4 protein-coding genes are annotated in these 17,111 nt (G+C 70.5%); all 4 read right to left on the bottom strand.

The features are described from left to right. Nucleotides 1–32: 32 nt before the first annotated feature. The 4 genes from P0086_RS11505 to P0086_RS11490 all read right to left on the bottom strand — a co-directional run bounded on the left by P0086_RS11505 (nucleotide 33) and on the right by P0086_RS11490 (nucleotide 17,103). Complete coding sequence (locus P0086_RS11505; RefSeq protein ID WP_275785522.1) at nucleotides 33–9,248, bottom strand: non-ribosomal peptide synthetase/type I polyketide synthase; 9,216 nt, start codon at nucleotides 9,246–9,248, stop codon at nucleotides 33–35. A 58-nt stretch (nucleotides 9,249–9,306) separates the two neighbouring features. Then, nucleotides 9,307–13,665, bottom strand: a complete 4,359-nt coding sequence (locus P0086_RS11500) for a MupA/Atu3671 family FMN-dependent luciferase-like monooxygenase (protein WP_275785520.1) — start codon at nucleotides 13,663–13,665, stop codon at nucleotides 9,307–9,309. Between the two features lie 684 nt (nucleotides 13,666–14,349). After that, nucleotides 14,350–15,345, bottom strand: a complete 996-nt coding sequence (locus tag P0086_RS11495; protein ID WP_148655990.1) for a TRAP transporter substrate-binding protein — start codon at nucleotides 15,343–15,345, stop codon at nucleotides 14,350–14,352. 12 nt (nucleotides 15,346–15,357) lie between these two features. Continuing rightward, on the bottom strand, nucleotides 15,358–17,103 hold the full coding sequence (locus tag P0086_RS11490) for a TRAP transporter large permease subunit (RefSeq protein WP_345799311.1): 1,746 nt from the start codon (nucleotides 17,101–17,103) through the stop codon (nucleotides 15,358–15,360). Nucleotides 17,104–17,111 lie beyond the last annotated feature (8 nt).

Below are 17,111 nucleotides of genomic sequence, written 5' to 3'. Positions count from 1 at the left end.
CGCGGCCGCAAGCGCCGCCGGCAGGTCGCGCCTTACGACGACAGCCTTTCCTCGATCAGGGTCGCGAGGGTGCGGGCGTTCTCTTCCCGCAGCATCGTCAGGTGGTCGCCGGGCACCCAGGGCGTCTCCAGCCGCTCCGGTGCCACGAACGTCTTCCAGCCGAGCGTCGGATCCGCCTCGAGCGTCAGTTTCTGCACGAGATGCAGGGGCCGCGTCCTGAACAGCGTTACCGGCGCCTCGATCGGGCCGCCCTCATACTGCCGGGCCGCCGCCAGCCACAGCCGCTCGACCTGCCGCTGCCGATAGAGCGGCAGGTTGGTCCGCCTGATCAGCTCCAGCACGGGGCCGCGCTGGACGAACTTGCGCACCTTCGCCGAAAGCCGCCGGAAGAAGTAGCTGAGCCCTTCGTCGCGCATGAGCGCGATTTCGTTTTCGAGCCGTTGGCGCGGCGTCAGGCGGACGTGGGGACGGAAGTCCTTCGCGAAGTCCGGCGCATAGGTGTCGAGCACGAACAGCCGCTCCACCTTGGCGCCCATCGCCTCCAGCTGCCGCGTCATCTCGAGCGCCGTATAGGCGCCGCCCGAATAGCCGGCCAGGATGTAGGGCCCTTCCGGCTGGTGCCGGCGCAGGTAGCGGATGTTCTCCGCCGCCATCTCCTCGATGCTCGAATGCGGCGTATGCCCCTGCACCCCACGGGTCTGGAAGCCGATCGCCGGCCGCTTGCGCCCGAGGAGGGTGCCGAGCTCGAAGAGGTTGTTGACGTTGCCGCCGACGCCGCCGACGACGAAGAACGGCATGCCGCCGGCATCCGGGCCGGGATCGATGACGGTGCTCGTGTCCCAGGGCGCATCCGGACCCTCCGTCGCGACGACCTCACGCTGCAGCAGCGCGGCCAGCTCCCGGACCGTCTGGTTGCTGAACAGCGTCGAGATCGGCAGGTCGTGGCCGAACTCGCGGCGGATGCGGTCGAACAGCCGCACCGCCAGCAGCGAATGGCCGCCGAGCGCGAAGAAATTCGCATTGGCCCCGATCCGCTCGACGCCCAGCACCTCGCACCAGATCTGCGCGACCCGCGTCTCGACATCCCCGCGCGGCAGCTCCGCCTCGGGGTCGGTCAGCGCGTCGATGCGCACCGCCGGCAGGCGGCCGCGGTCGACCTTGCCGTTCTGGTTCAGCGGTATCTCGTCGACCGCCATGAAGAAGGCCGGCCGCGCGAACTCGGGAAGCGTCTTCGCCACGTGCTCGGCCAGCTCCTCGGCCGTCGGCGCAGGACCGTCGGCGATGAAATAGGCGACGAGGATCTTGTCAGCCTGGCCATCCGGCACCTTGGCGACCACCACGGCCTGGCGGATCGCGGGATGGCTTTCCAGCGCGCCCTCGATCTCCGTCAACTCGACGCGGAACCCGCGCACCTTGACCTGGGTGTCGGCGCGCCCGAAGAAGCGGATGACGCCGTCGCCGGGATCCATCGCCAGGTCGCCGGACCGGTAGAGCCGCAGCTCCTTGTCCCACGGCGCGGCGACGAACTTCTGCTCGGTCAGCTCCGGCCTGTTCCAGTAGCCCAGCGCCAGGCCGCGCCCGGCAATGCACAATTCGCCGATCATCCCGGTCGGCACCGGCTGCAGCGCATCGTCGACGATGTAGATCTGCGTTCCGGGGATGGCCTTGCCGATCGGCAGCGGCAGCCCGCGGGCGAGATCGGCTGCCGTCACCGCATGGGCGTTGGTGACATTGCTTTCCGTCGGCCCGTAGCCGTTGATCACCGTCAGCCCCGGGCAGGCCGCCATCACCTGCGCCACATGCGTCGGCGACACCACGTCGCCGCCGACCACCACCTGGTCGACGCGGGCGAAGGCCGAGGGCCGCATGTCCGCCACCGCATGGAACAGGCCGGACGTCAGCCAGAGCGTGTTGACGCCCTGGCTTTCGATCGCGTCGGAGAGTTCGGAGATCGAGAGCGTCCCGTCCGGCGGGACCACCATCGTGCCCCCGTGCAGCAGGGCGCCGAAGATATCGATGATCGAGGTGTCGAAGGCGAAGGCGGAGGAATGCAGCGTCACCGTCTCCGGGCCGAGCCGCAGCCAGTCGGTATCCCGCAGCAGCCGGATGACGGAGCGATGCGGCAGCACCACGCCCTTCGGCACCCCGGTCGTCCCGGAGGTGAACATCACATAGGCGATCGTCTCGCCGGTGATGCCCGGCTCCGGCGGTCTGGCCGGACCGGTCGGCAGGTCGGTCATCGGGATCGTGGGGACCCCGGTCGCCGAGACCGGCTCGCACGCGCCGAGCAGCACCTTGATGCCGGTATCCCGCGCCATGAACTGCAGCCGGTCGGCCGGCAGCGTCACGTCGAAGGGCACGTAGCCGGCGCCCGCCTTCAGCGCCCCAAGAACCGCGACCGGCAGGAGCAGCGAGCGGTTCGAGGAGATGCCGACGAGATCGCCGTGGCGAACCCCTTGCGATGCGAGGAGGGCCGCCAGCGCGTCCGAGCGCGCGTCGAGCGTCGCATAGTCCATCGCCTGGTCGAGATAGCGGACCGCGACGCGGGTGGGGGCCTGGGCCACGATGCTCCGGAACACCTCCACGATCGTCTGCGGCCCGGCCGCCGCCGGATCGACATGGCTGCCGCTCGCCGGCCGGCTGGTGTCGCCGCGCAGAAGCTCCGACAGCGGCGCCTCCAAGCCCGCCGGCGCGGATGCAATGGCTCCGAGGAACTGGCGGAAGTTCGTCGCATGATGGGTGATCGTCTCGCGATCGAACAGCGCCGTGGCATAGTTCCACGAGAATTCGACGCGGCCCGGCGCATCGAACAGGTTGAAGAACAGCTCGAAGAACTCGTGGCCGGTCGGATTGACCTCGACCCGCGGCACGACGGCGCCAAACCGCAGATCGCCGATATCCGCCAGGCCGTCCATGTTGACGACCACCGGAACCAGCGCCAGCCGCGACGGATCGCGCGGCACCTGCAGGTCGCGCATCAGCGATCCGTAGGAGTAGGTCTGGTGGTCGATCGCCTCCAGAAGCTCCTGCCGGGTCTGCGCGACGAGCTCGCCGAGCCGCGCATCGGCGCGGATGGTGCCGCGCACCGGCAAGAGGCTGATGCCGTGCCCGACCGCGCCCTCCAGCCGGTGGGCGAGCTGTCCGGAAGCCGGAATCCCGATGACCACGTCGGACGACTGCGACAGCCGCGACAGGTAGTAGCGGAAGGCGGCCAGCACCAGGTTGCGAAGCGAGGTGCCACCCTCCTGGGCGCGCCGCCGCAGCGACGTCTCGAGCGCGGCATCGAGCCTGGTTTCGACCCGGTCCGCCTGCGTGCCGCGCACGACCGGATAGGGCCGGTCCGTCGGCAGGTCGATCGCCGGCAGCGGCCCGGCATATTTCTTCAGCCAGTAGTCGCGGTGACGCGCGGCTTCCGCGCCCTCGGCCCATTGCGCCTCGGCCGCGACCAGCGCGGCGATGCTTGTCGGCGCCGGAAGCTTTGCCGGCTTTCCGGCCAGCGCCGCCGTATAGAGCGCAGCGAGATCGCTCATCAGCACGCCCATCGACCAGCCGTCGCAGGCGATATGATGGACGAACAGCAGAAGCTCCGTCCTGGACGCCGAGTACCGCACGAGCAGGGCGCGCAGCACCGGCCCCTCGACGAGATCGAAGGGCGTGCGCGCATTCTTCGCATGCAGCGCATCCCGCCGCGCCCTCTGCTCCAGCTCGCCGAAGGCGGAAAGATCGGCCTCCTCAAGCGTTGTTTCGCGGCGCGGGTGGATCGTCAGCATCATGTTGTCCACGTCGAAGGACGATCGCAGGCTGTCGTGACGCGCAACGAGCCCGTCGAGCGCGGTGCGCAGCACAGCCGCGTCGATGGCGCCGTCGAAATGCAGGCTGAAGGACAGATTGTAGGAGAGCGACGCAGCCGGATTGATGCTGATCGCCGTGGCGAGCTCCCGCTGCCCCTCCGTCATTCCGATCCGGCGAACCGCCGTCATGTCCGGCACGGCTTGCCCTGGCTCTTCGGCCACGGTCGCGACGGCTTCCACATCCGGAGCCTCCGCGCGCACCAGCGCGGCCAGGTCGCCGAGCCGCGACGCCTGGAACAGGCTTGCGAGCGGCAGCGCGACGCCGAAGTCCTTGCGGATGCGCGCGAACATCCGCACGGCATTGAGCGAATGGCCGCCGAGCACGAAGAAATCGTCGTCCGCGCCGACGTTGGAAACGCCGAGGATCTCGGTCCAGATCGCCGAGAGCCTGGCTGCGACGGGATCGCCGATCGGCCCGCCGCCGCCCTGCCGCGCGATCGGCATGCCCGAAGGTGCGGCGGCCTCGGCGAGGGCAAGCCGCACATGGTCCAGCGACACCGGCGAGACGACCAGCTGGCGGCCCGGATGGGCAAAGACGCGTGCGAAGAGATCGGGCGCCTCGCAGGCGCGGATGCCGGTCGCCATCAGCTGGGTCGTCAGCCCGGGCGGCGTCGCAGCCCCCGCGAAGCTGTCCCGCCCGACCTCGCGCATGGAGAGACCTTCGAGGACGGCGACGATGCGGCCGTCCCGGTCGAACAGGGCGACGTCGAAGGACACGAACCGGCCCGGCTCGCCGTCCACCCGGACGGCACGACTGGTGATCGCCGCCGGCAGCGGCCGGAAGACACCGATCCGGCCGACCGACATCGGCACCCACAGCCGGCCCTCGCGCCGTTCCAGCGCGGCCAGCCCGACTGTCATCGCCATATCCATGAGCGCCGGATGCAGGGCATGGACCTGCAGGTCGTCCGCGAACGGAGCGGCGAGTTGGAAGTCGCCCTCCGCCCTGCCATCGCCGGTGCGCAGCGCCTCGATGCAGTTCCAGCGCGGCCCGAAGGCGATCACGTCCTGCTGCGGTGCCTGCCGGCCCGAGGCCGCCACCGTCCCGGCCAGGACGTGATCGAGAGCGGCCGGCAGATGCGCCTGCGCGTTCTCGGTGGCGACCACCTGCAGCCGGACGTGCTCGACCGGCATCCGTTCCGCCCCGATGGCGCTGTCGATCGACAGCTCGTAGCCCTTGCCCTGCGGCTGCAGCCGGATGATGACGCGGCGCGGCAGGCCCTCGAACGTCATCGGCAGCGCGAAGGAGAGCGCGGCAAGCTCGAACCGGCCGGCACCCATCACCGCTTCCGCGGCCGCCTGGGCAAGCTCGACATAGGCGGTCCCGCACAGCACCGGCTGGCCGGCGACCACATGTTCTGAGACCCGCCAGTCGGTTTCCGGATCGATCACCGTCTCGAAGCGGACGACCCCGCCCGGTTCGTCGTGGCGCTGCCCGAGCAGATCGCCGGTGACGGCATCCCCGGCACCATAGGCGCGCGCGGCCATGCCGGTATCGCGCCAGGCTCCCCATGCGATCGACAGCCCGTCGGCGCGCGCGGCGGCGAGCGCCTCGAGGGCCGCGTTCGCCCCGGCATAGCCGGCCTGGCCGGCGCCGCCGATCACGACGGAGGACGACGAGATCACGGCGAAGAAGTCGAGGCTGCCTTCCGGCAGCAGCCGGTGCAGCACCAGGGCACCGTCGAGCTTCGGCCGCATCACGGCGACGGCCGCCTCCAGCGGCTGGGTCGCAAGCGGGCCATCGTCCAGGATGCCGGCGGCGTGGATGACGCCCTGCAGCGCTCCGAACCGCGACCGTACCGTCTCGATCGCGGCCGTCATCGCAGCCGCATCGGCGACGTCGGCTTTCAGGAACACCACCGCCCCGCCCGCAGCCTCGATGGCGCCGCGCAACACCGCATCGTCCCCGGCCGAGCGCGAGAGCAGCGCCAGCCGGGCTCCGGCCCTCCGGGCGAGCCAGAGCGCCAGTTCGCGGCCGATGCCGCCGGTGCCGCCGGTGATGAGGTAGACGCCGCCCTTGCGCAGCCGCTCGGGCAGGTCCGGCGCAGCCGGCGCAGGCACGCGCACGCGGCTGCGGACGAAGCGGCGCTTGCCGCGAAGGACGACGTGATCGGCCTCGTCGCTGCCCGCAGCTTCCGCCAGGACCGCCGCCACGGCGGATGGATCCGAATCCGGCTCAATATCGGCGAGGCCGGCGCTGAGCCCGGCGATTTCGCGCGGGGCAACCCGGACGACGCCGAGCAAGGCGGCGAGCTCTGGCCGCTCCGCCGCAGAACCGGGCAAGGATGCCGCCCCGGAGGAGACGAGCAGCAGGCGCGTCCCCGGCTCCGGGTCGGCCTGCTGCAGCAGCCGGGCCAGCAGGTAGGATGCGCCGAAGGCACGCTCCGAAAGGGCCGGATCGGCGCCCCAGAGGCAGAGCACCCGGCGGGGCACCGACGGCAGGGCCGCAGCCAGCGCCTCGAAGTCGGCCGGTGCGTCGGGACGAAGCACGAATCCCCCCGGCGAGGCGGCAAAGCCGTCGCCCGCCCGCAGCACCGTCACGCGCGCGCCGGCGGCGCCGAGCCGGGTCAGCACGGCCTCGGAGAAGACGTCGCCGCCGGCCAGCACCAGCCAGTCGCCGCCGAGTTCGGCGGCACCGCCCGAACGCGGCCGCTCGGTCCATTCGAGGACCTCCACCCAGTCCGCCGGATCGGCGATCCGCGCCAGCGGCGGGGCGGAATCGTTCTCCGCCCCGGCCGTCTTGCCGCGGCCCGGCTCGATCCAGTGCCGTTCCTTCTCGAACGGGTAGGTCGGCAGCGAGACGCGGCGGCCGCGACCGCCCGGAAGCCGGTCGGGGTCCAGCTCGACGCCGTTCGCCCAGAGCCCTCCGAGCGCCGCCACCGCGATCCCCATCTCGTCTTCCCCGTCGCGCGGACGCGGCGCCGACGGCAGGATCGCCAGCGGCGCATTCTTCGTCTTTGCCGCCGCCACCAGCGGCCCGACGGTCTGGCCCGGACCGACCTCGATCACGACGCTGTCGGGCGCTTCCAGGACCGCGGCGACCGCATCGGCAAAGCGCACCGTATGCCGCAGATGGCGCACCCAGTAGTCGGCGGAGACGAAATCCTGCCCGTCGGCCCAGCTGCCGCGCAGCGACGAGACCATGGGCACGGTCGGCTGCCGGAACGAAATGCCTTCGAGCCCCTCCCTGAACCGGTCGAGCTGGTCGTCCAGCTGCCGCGAATGCGCGGCGACGTCGATGTGGATGCGCCGCGCCTCGTGCTCGCTGCCCGCAAGCTGCGCCTCGAGCGCCTCGATGCCGGCGATCGGGCCGGAAACGATCGTCGACTGGGCGGTGTTCACCGCGGCGATGTCGAGGCCTTCGCCGATCAGCTCGCGCACGCGCATCTCGCCGAGCGGCACGGCGGTCATCGCGCCGGCGGGCGCCTGCTCCATCACCTGCCCGCGCAGCGTCACGATCTTCAACGCGTCCGCAAGCTCCATGACGCCGGCGGCGAGCGCGCCGGCATATTCGCCGGCACTGTGGGCGACGATGGCGTCCGGGCGGATGCCCCAGCTCTCCCACAGCTTGCAATAGGCATATTCCAGGATGAACACCGCCGGGATGGCATAGCTCGAACGCAGGAGCTTGACCCGCGCGCGCTCGTCGTTCAGGCGCGCGCCGAACATCACCTGGCGCAGGTCGGAAGGAGCCGTGGCCGGCAGCATCGCGAAGCACTGGTCCACCGCGGACGCGAAGACGGGCGACGACGCCATCATCCCCGCGCCCGCCCCCGGATACTGGGCACCGCCGCCCGGGAACATGAAGATGATCCGCGGCGGCTTGGAGCGGGCCCTGCCGTGCCGGCGGAACGGCGTCACCTTTGCCGTGAGCGCGCCCTTCAGGTCCTCCCCCGTACGGGCCGCGATCGCGAAGCGCTCGGCAAAATGCCGGCGCCCCTGCCTGAGCGTGAATGCGATGTCCGCCATCTCCGGAACCTCCCCGTCTGAGTAGGACTTCCACCGTTCGCGCAGCCGCTCGAGCGCGGCCTCGTTGCGGGCGGAAAAAGGGAAGAAGCGCCATTCGGCGGCAGCGGCCGCCGGCGGTCGGACCGGCGCCTCCTCGACGATCACATGGGCATTGGTGCCGCCGACCCCCAGCGAATTGACGGCGGCACGGCGCGGACCGTGTGCGGACGACCATTCCCGGCCCTCGGCAACGACCCGAAAGGGGCTCGCGGCAAAGTCGAACCGGCTGTTCGGCTTGCGGAAGTGCAGGCTCGCCGGCAGGTACCGGTGGCGCAGGGCCTCCACCACCTTGATCAGGCTCGCAGTCCCCGCGGCCGTATCGAGATGGCCGATATTGGTCTTCACCGAACCGATGCCGATGCTGCCCGCAGGCGCGGTCCCGTAGACCTGCTTCAGGGCGGCGAGCTCGATCGGGTCGCCGATCGGCGTGCCGGTGCCGTGCGTCTCGATGTAGGAAAGGCTCCGGGCCTCGACGCCCGAAAGCGCCAGCGCCTCGGCGGCCGCCTCCGCCTGGCCGTCGACGGAGGGCGCGAGATAGCTGGCCTTGCCCGCGCCGTCGTTGTTGACCGCGCTTGCCAGGATCACCGCCTTGATGTCGTCGCCGTCGGCCAGCGCATCCTCGTAGCGCCGCAGCACCACCAGTGCCGCCCCCGATCCGAACACCGTGCCCCGGCTGTCGTCGTCGAAGGCGCGGCAGAGCCCGTCCGACGACAGGATCTCGCCCTCCGCATAGCGATAGCCGGTGCGATGCGGCAGCTCGATCGTCACCCCGCCGGCGATCGCCATGTCGCATTCCATGTTCAGGAGCGACCCGATCGCCGTATGGACGGCGACGAGCGAGGTCGAGCAGGCCGTCTGCACCGCGATCGAGGGCCCGGTGAGGTTCAGCAGATAGGACAGCCGCGTCGGCAGGAAGTCCTTGTCGTTGCCGTTGTGGCGCAGGAGAAAGAGGCCGGTCTCCTCGACCAGCTCCGGATTGGACAGCAGGTTGAAGGGCAGATAGGCCTGCATGCCCGAGCCGGCAAAGACGCCGATCCGGCCGTCGAAGCGCTCGGGAACGTAGCCCGCATCCTCCAGCGCCTCCCAGCCGCATTCCAGAAAATGCCGGTGCTGCGGATCGAGGATCGCCGCCTCGCGCGGCGAGAAGCCGAAGAAGCCGGCGTCGAAGCACTCCATGTCCGGCAGCACGTTGGCGACCCGCACATAGGCGGGATCAGCGAGCGCCTTGCGGCTGACGCCGGCGGCCAGAAGTTCCGCCTCGCCGAGCCGCTGCGCGGCCGATCGTCCCTCGAACAGCATGGACCAGAACTCGCCGACGGTGCGCGCAGACGGGAAGCGCCCCGCGCGGCCGATGATTGCGATGCGTTGGTCGGGTAGGGTCCTGTCCATGGGCTGTTTTTCTTCCCTTTGATGATCTTGTGGTTTCCGGCAGGCCGGCGTCGGCGGGTCAGCGGCGGCCGAGCCGGGCAAGGCGCGCCGCGGCCCGCGCCGCGCCGCGATCGACCGCGCTGGCCGTCTCGGTCGCCTCGCCTGCGAGATGCGTGGCGATCGCGCGGATGGTGGGGAAACGGAAGAGGTCGGTGATGGCGACCTCGTGCCCGAGCTTCTCCTTCATCCGGCGCTGGACCTGGACGACCAGCAGCGAGTGCCCGCCGAGGTCGAAGAAGTTGTCCGTGACCGAGACCGCGTCGAGCCCCAGCGCCTCGCGCCAGATCTCGGCGATGCCGGTCTCGAAGTCCCCCTCCGCTGCCGTCATCTCGCTCCGCTGCGAACGGACCGAGGGCACGGGCAGGGCCTTGCGATCGATCTTGCCGTTCGGCGTCAGCGGCATCCGCTCCAGCACGACGATCTGGGACGGCACCATGAAGTCGGGCAGCTTCGCCTCCAGCAGGCTGCGCAGTTCGCTGGCCGCGGGACGCATCTCCCCCGCCGTCACATAGGCGACGAGGCGCACGTCGCCCGGGCCGAATTCCACCGCCCTGACCGCCGCCTGCCGCACGCTCGGCTCTGCCGCAAGCAGCGCCTCGATCTCGCCGAGCTCGATCCGGTGACCGCGGATCTTCACCTGCCCGTCGATCCGGCCGAGGAATTCCAGCGTTCCGTCCAGGTGGCGGCGCACCAGGTCGCCGGTGCGGTAGTAGCGGCCGTCCGGCGTGTCCACGAAGCGTTCGGCCGTCAGGTCCGGCCGGCCCCAGTAGCCGAGCGCGAGCCCGGCGCCGCCGATCCACAGCTCGCCCTCGATCAGGTTGGGCAGCGGCAATCCGGCCGGCGAGCGCACGCTAAGCTCCGTGTTGGCGATGGGGGCGCCGAGCGGCACGCGATCGCCGACCGCATCCAGCCGCGCGACCGACGACCAGATCGTCGTCTCCGTCGGGCCGTACATGTTGAGAAGTGCGCCCGGCAGCGCCGCCCGCAGGCTGCGGGCGAGATCGGGCGGGAAGGCCTCGCCCCCCACCATCATGCAGTCGAGCCGCGAGAGCGCCTGTCGGCCGGCCGGATCGCCGGCAAGATAGGTCGCCATCGACGGCGTGCACTGCAGATGCGTGATGGCGCCAGCGACGATGTCTTCGGCGACGGAGGCCTTGCGCGAGACCCCGCCCTCCGCCTGCAGCCTGTCCATCAGCCGACGGATGTTGGGCAGGTTGGCGAGCGCCGTCTCGGTCTCCACCCCAAAGTCGATCAGGCAGGCGATCTCGTCGACGCCGATGGCCGCCACGTTGCGGACGATCTCGCCGGCCGTTTCCGGCGTTCCGAACAGGCCGGCCGTCCGGTAGTAGCGTTCGAAGGCGTGATCGAGCAGCGCATCAAGCTCTGCCGCCGAAAGCTCCTCCTTCTCGAACACCTCCTGCGGCGTCATCCCGGCCTGTCCGGCCCGCTCCACGATCGTCGGGAAGGTCCAGGCGGCGCGGCGCACGAGATCGACCGCGCTCTTCAGGTAGGATTTCATCGGCTGGCGCGCGGCCGAAAGCACCGTCTCCTCGTCCTCGCCGATGAAGGTATGGAGCATCAGCACCACGTGTCCCGGGCCGGCATGGCCGGCCTCGGCCCGTGCGACCCGGTAGCTGCGGATCTTGTCGGCGACCTCCGCCAGCGTCTGGCCGAGCAGATGGGTCAGCACGCCGCAACCGAGCCGCCCGGCCGCCTCGAAGGTCTCCGGATTGCCGGCTGCGGTCAGCCACAGCGGCATGTCGCGCTGCACCGGGCGCGGGTGGATCTGGATCTCCACCGGCTTGCCGTCGTGGCCCGGAAACGCCATCGCCTCGCCGCGCCAGAGCTTCCGCAGCGTCTCGACGGAGCCGAGCATGATCTCCTTGCGCTCGCCGAAGGCCTCCGGCCTCAGCAGGAAGTCGTTGGGCTGCCAGCCCGACGCCAGCGCAAGGCCGGCGCGCCCGTTGGAGAGATTGTCCACCAGCGCCCAGTCCTCGGCCGCCCGCACCGGATGATGCAGCGGCAGCACGGTGGACCCGGCGCGCAGCTTGACGTTCTTCGTCAGCCCCGCAAGTGCCGCCGAGCTGATGGCCGGATTCGGGTAGAGCCCGCCGAAGGCATGGAAATGCCGCTCCGGCGTCCAGATCGCCTCGAAGCCGTTCTCGTCGGCAAAGCGCGCGCCCTCGAGCAGCAGGCGATAGGCCTGGTGGCCGCTGCCGGCCGCCTCGGAGGCGAAGTAGAAGAGCGAGAAGCCGGGCAGCGCGCTCTCGCCGGCCCCGTCGGTCTGCAACACCAGGGTCGCGCCGCGGGCGAGCGTCCACAGGATCTCCAGGACGGAGATGTCGAAGGACACCGAGGTGACCGCCAGAAGCCGCGCGCCCGCAGAAAGCGGCACGGTGGCGTCCATGCCGGTGAAGAAGTTGGCCACGTTCCGGTGCGCGATCATCACGCCCTTCGGCCGCCCGGTCGAGCCGGACGTGTAGATGAGATAGGCGACGTCGGCCGGCGTGCCGCGCGCATCGTCGAACTCCGGCCCCACCGCATCCGGCAGGATGACGAGACCGGGGTCGAGTGCCAGCCGGCTGGCCGCGGACCGGCTCGCCACGACGATCGGCGCCCCGGAATCGGCGAGCATGAAGCCGATGCGATCGGCCGGATAGGAGGGATCGAGCGGCAGGTAGGCCGCTCCCGTCTTCAGGATGGCGAGCATCGCCACGACCAGTTCGGCCGACCGCTCCAGGCAAAGCCCGACCACGACGCCGGGGGCGGCACCGCGTTCGGCCAGCGCGCCCGCAAGCCGCGCCACCCGTGCCTCGAGCTCCCGGTAGCTGAGCCGCACGGGGCCCGCTTCCAGCGCCGGCGCATCCGGCCTCGCGCGGCAGCTGTCGGCGAACATCGCATGGATCGTGCGCGCCTCAACGCCCGGCAGGTCGTTGCGCACCGCCGCCATCTCTCCCCCCAGCGGCAGGGTGGCGAGCGGCGCGCCCATCCGCCCGATGAACGCCGCAAGGAAGACGGCGAAGTCCGAGGCGAGGGCGGCGAGCACCGGCGGCGCGTATCGCCCGCCTGCGACATGGATCGCCGGCGGATCGGCGCAGAGCACGATGTCGGCGTTCTCGGGCAGGCCGTCTGCGCGCGCCGTCACGACGACGCCGAGCGCCTGCAGCGCCCTGTCCCTCGTTTGCGCCTCGTTCAGGCGGAGCGGCAGATCCGCCGCCATCGCCGTCCGCGCGAAGGCCGCCTGCCGGGCCGCCCGCACGGCCACGGTCGCATCGTGCGGGGTCATGCCGGCGACGAGGCCGAGCGTCACGGGACGCCGTGCCGAGAACCATGGGGCCGAGGGCTCCGGGTCGAGATAGGCGATGGTCGCCTCCGCCTGCCCGGTCAGGCCCGCAATCCAGGCGAGCCAGGCCGCGGCAAGCGTGTCGGCATCCAGCCGGTCGACGGCGAGCGCCGCCACACCGCTGCCTGCGGTATGCGACAGCGGATAGGGCGGCAGCGCCGGCGCTGCTCTCCGCAGTTCGGCCTCCCACTCCGGCTCCGCCGCGCCCGCCTCCGAAGGGGTCGGCCCCTCGGCCTTCCCGACCGGTGGCAGCACCCGGCCCGGCATCAGGGCCGCGGCCGCAGGATCGATCGGCCTGCCGTCGAGATCGGCAAGGCCGCTCAGCCGCACGCCGCAGTCCGCCGCCATGACGGTGACGGTATCGGCATCGCTCGCAACGATCGTCCCGGGTGCGCCGGCGACGCCCGCCACGATCTCGAGCCGGCCGACCGACAGAAGCGCCTTGCCCGTCCACAGCTTGGCGAGCGCCAGCGGATTGGCGTAGCCGCCGAAATTCAGGCCGCGCACGATCCGGCAGAGCGCGCCGGCCGGCCGGGCGAAATCGAGCGTGCCCAGCGCATCGGGTCGCCTGGCCTTGGCATACCAGGCCCGGTCGGAGGCGGCCGGCGCCACCGGCACGCAGCGGTTCTCCAGGAGTTCCGGCAGGAGTTCGCAGAAGCTCTCGAATCCGGCTTCGTAGCACCGCGCGTTCAGGCTGAAGGCGGTGTCGTTCGCCCCGATCGGGAAGCGCCGCTGCTTCAGCACCCGGCCGGCATCGACGCGCTCGGTCATCTCGTGCCACGTCACCGCATGCTCGGTCGCGCCCTCGATGACGCTCCAGGCCGGCACGTTCGATCCGGCCCGTTCCGGCAGCGGCCCGTCATGGAAGTTGACGGCCGCAAGCCTCGCCCTGCCGAGCATTGCCGGCGTCAGCACGGTCAGGTTGGCGACGCTGAAGATATAGTCCGCCGCTTCTCCCGTCTCGGCATCGTCGAATGCCGTGTGGGGGATCCCTTCCGCCTCGGCCCAGCCGGCGATCTGCGGATCGGTGGACACGATTCCTGCGATGGTTCCCCCTGCGTTGCGAAACGCCTCCGCGCAGCGAAGGAGCAATGTGCCATTACCAAAGAAAAAGGCATTCGGATGAAATTCAACCACAGCGATACCCTCGAAGCCTGGCTGTCGAAAGTGTCGAAGTATCAGCCGGCCCCCAAACGGAATCCAGCGGTTAAGGCCTTTTCACAATGATGACATTGGCTGCCTTCACAGTCGGAAGTGGATGGCCCGGGTGATCACGTCGTCGCCATGCGCGCAACCTTGGGTATCCGAAAAAGGGTACGCCCGAGCAGCAAGAAGACTGACCCATACGCCATCCCGCTAAGCGAGCGGTACTGGACATATCCATGCCGGTTGATGCGGGCGGATGGGGGCGGCCATGCCTTTTCCTGCGCCACCGCCCGGCGGATGTTCGCGCATTCGTTTCATAGCCCGAAGGATGGATCTGATCTAAATCTTTGGATTTAAATTGATAGTTTGAGCGGCGCCGGGCGGGTCGGGCGGGGCCGGCGCAGCGCCACACGCCCCACGCGCGCTGCCGTGGCACAATCTGGACATGTCCGGCCATTTTTCCCGAGCGCCGCCCGTGTAAGCGCGCCCTACCCGCCGCCCGCCTTTGGGTGGTCAGCCTATCGGCTGCACCGGATGCATGCCGTCGTCATGCCGTCATGGAGGCCCTCCGTCTCAGGCCTGCTGCACCCCCATGATCCTGTCCCACCCGCCGACGACGTCGGCGAGATCGCGCCACACGATCTCGGCGCCGCGCTCCCATGCCTCCCGCGCATCGACCTTCAGGATGCTGCCGCCGCCTGCGACCGCCTGCCGGACGGACGCCGCCTCGTCCTCGACGATGAGCCGGTTGAAGTAGGTCGCCCCCTCGGCAGAGGCCTCCCGCAGCACCTGCCGCTCCGCCTCCGAAAGCTGGCTCCAGAAACCGGCCGCGAAGTAGACCACGCCGCAGGCGCGGATATGCGCGGTCTCCGACAGGTACGGCACCACCTCGAAGAGCCGGAAGCCGGCATAGGCGGATTTCGTCAAGTCCATGGCATCGGTCACGCCGGTCGAAAGCGCGTTGTAGGTCTCGGTGATCGGGATGCCGACCGGAATGGCGCCGTAGGCGCTCCACAGCCGCGTGTGCAGCGGGCTCTGGATGACGCGCATCTTCATCCCGCGCATTTGGCCCGGCTCGGTGACCGGCGCCTTCGTCAGGAGATGGCGGGCGCCATAGTCGATGAACCCGCCGACCACGAAGTTCTGCGCCGCAAGCCGCTGCTTCAGGTCCTCGCCGACCGGCCCCTCGACCACCCGGCGCAGGTGGTCCGCATCCCGGTAGAGGAACGGCAGGTCGAGGATCTGCGTTTCCGGCACCCAGCCCGAAAGCGACGACATGGTGGCGAGGCTGGCCTGGACTGAGCCCAGCCGCGTGCCTTCCGCCACCTCCTTCTCGCCGCCGAGCGCCCCGTTCGCAACGACATTGAAGCGGAACCGGCCCGGCAGCCGCGCCTCGACCGTTTCGGCGATCCGTCGCCAGATCTTCGTCTCCGGCTTGTCCTCGCCGAGCAGCGAGGCGACGGTGATCGTGGTCACCTGCGCCTGCGCCGGGCGGACGAATGCTGGTGCGGCGAGGAGCGCGGCGGTTGCCGAAGAGCGGAGGAACAGGCGGCGGGTCAGATGGGTCATGGAAAGCTCCGATCAGGAAACGAGCGCATAGGCGCTGAGAAGAAGGAGGGCGAACAGCAGGGCTGCGAGATAGGGCAGGACGGCGCGGAACAGCGCCGGCACCGGCACCCCGGTGACGCCGCCGACGACATAGACGAGCATGCCGAGCGGCGGGGTCAGGCCGTGGATCATCAGGTTGACGACGACGATGACGCCGAACTGGACGGGGTCGATGCCGGCCGCGACGGCGGCGGGCAGCAGGATCGGGCCGAGCAGCAGGATCGCCGCACCGATATCGAGCACCAGCCCGAGGACGAGTAGCACGACGTTCGACAGAAGCAGCACCGCGAGCGCGCCGCCGCCGACCTCCGAAACGGTTCGTGCGACGGCTCCCGCGATGTCGTCCATGGCCAGAAGGGCCGCGAACGGGCCGGCCGAGCCGATCAGGAGGCCGATCCCCGCCGCCTCGACCGCGGCGCGGCGAAAGGCCGACCAGAGCTTTCCGGCCCGCGTTCCGGCGACGATCCCGAGTGCGAGCGTATAGAAGGCGGCGACCGCGGCGGCCTCCGTCGCCGTGACGATGCCGAGGCGGATGCCGGCGACGACGATCACCCCGAGGCCGAGCGCCGGTAAGGCGGCCGCTACGGCCAACCGGCGGTCCTCGCCGGACGCCGGCGGCCGTGCCGCGCCTTCGCGCACGCTGAGATGGATCGCGACCGCCAGGCAGAGCGCCATCAGCCCGCCGGCGAAGATCCCGCCGACCAGGAGCGGCCCGACCGGCAGGCTGGTCGCCGCCGCCAGCAGCAGGAAGGCGATCGACGGCGGAATGACATTGTCCAGCACCGAGGTCGCAGCGATGATCGCGCCGGCCTGCTGCGGCCGATACCCGTTGCGGACGAGCTCAGGATAGAAGGTGGAGGCGCCGAAGGCGGCGTTCGCCACCGAGGACCCGGAGGCGCCGGAGAACAGCACCCCGGTCAGGAGCGTCGTCTGCGCCAGTCCCGCCCGCCGGTGCCCGACCAGCGTCTCGGCCAGCCGCACCAGCCGGCCGGCCGCCCCCGAAACGGTCAGGAGCCCTCCGGCGAGCAGGAAGAAAGGGATGGACAGGAGCAGGAAGCGGGACATGCCCGAGACGGCCGAGGAGACGATCGCCGGTTCGGGCAGGCTCGCACCGAGGACGATCGCCCCATAGGCGGCGGCGAGAAAGGCATGCGGCAGCGGCGCGGCGAGGAGAATGCCGATTCCGGCGACGATCGCGACCGAAAGGCTCGGCGGCCAGGATGCCGCGACCTGCAGATGCGGCACCGCCAGGTAGATGCCGACCCCGGCGACGAGCGACAGCAGCATCGACATCACGAGCCCCTGCGCCACCCGCTGCAGGATCAGTGCACCGAGCAGGAGCCCGCCGCCGATCCCGAACAGGCCGAAGCGCACCCATTCCGGCAGGCCCAGCATCGGCGAGGTGCCGCCGAGCAGGGCCGCGATCTTGTGGCTGCCAAACAGCAGCACCAGCGCCGCCACGACGCTAAAGACGTCGCCGCCGGCCTGTCGCCAGCGCACCGGCAGGTTGCGCGAAATGAGATCCATGCGCATCGCCAGCCCGCCGTTCAGGGCCAGCGGCATGCCGAACGCGATCAGCGCCACATTGAGCCAGATGCACAGCTCCTCCACGCCGACGACGCCGGTGTGGAAAACGTAGCGCAGGACGACGGAGGCGAGCACGATGGCCAGCAGCGCGGCGAGGATCAGCGCGCACAGCAGGCCGAGCACGGCCTCCATCGCCGTCA

This window comes from Mycoplana sp. MJR14 (assembly GCF_029210525.1).
Classification (GTDB): Bacteria; Pseudomonadota; Alphaproteobacteria; order Rhizobiales; family Rhizobiaceae; genus Mycoplana.
Note: the sequence above shows the minus strand (reverse complement) of the source record. Positions and strands in the feature narration are given on the sequence as shown.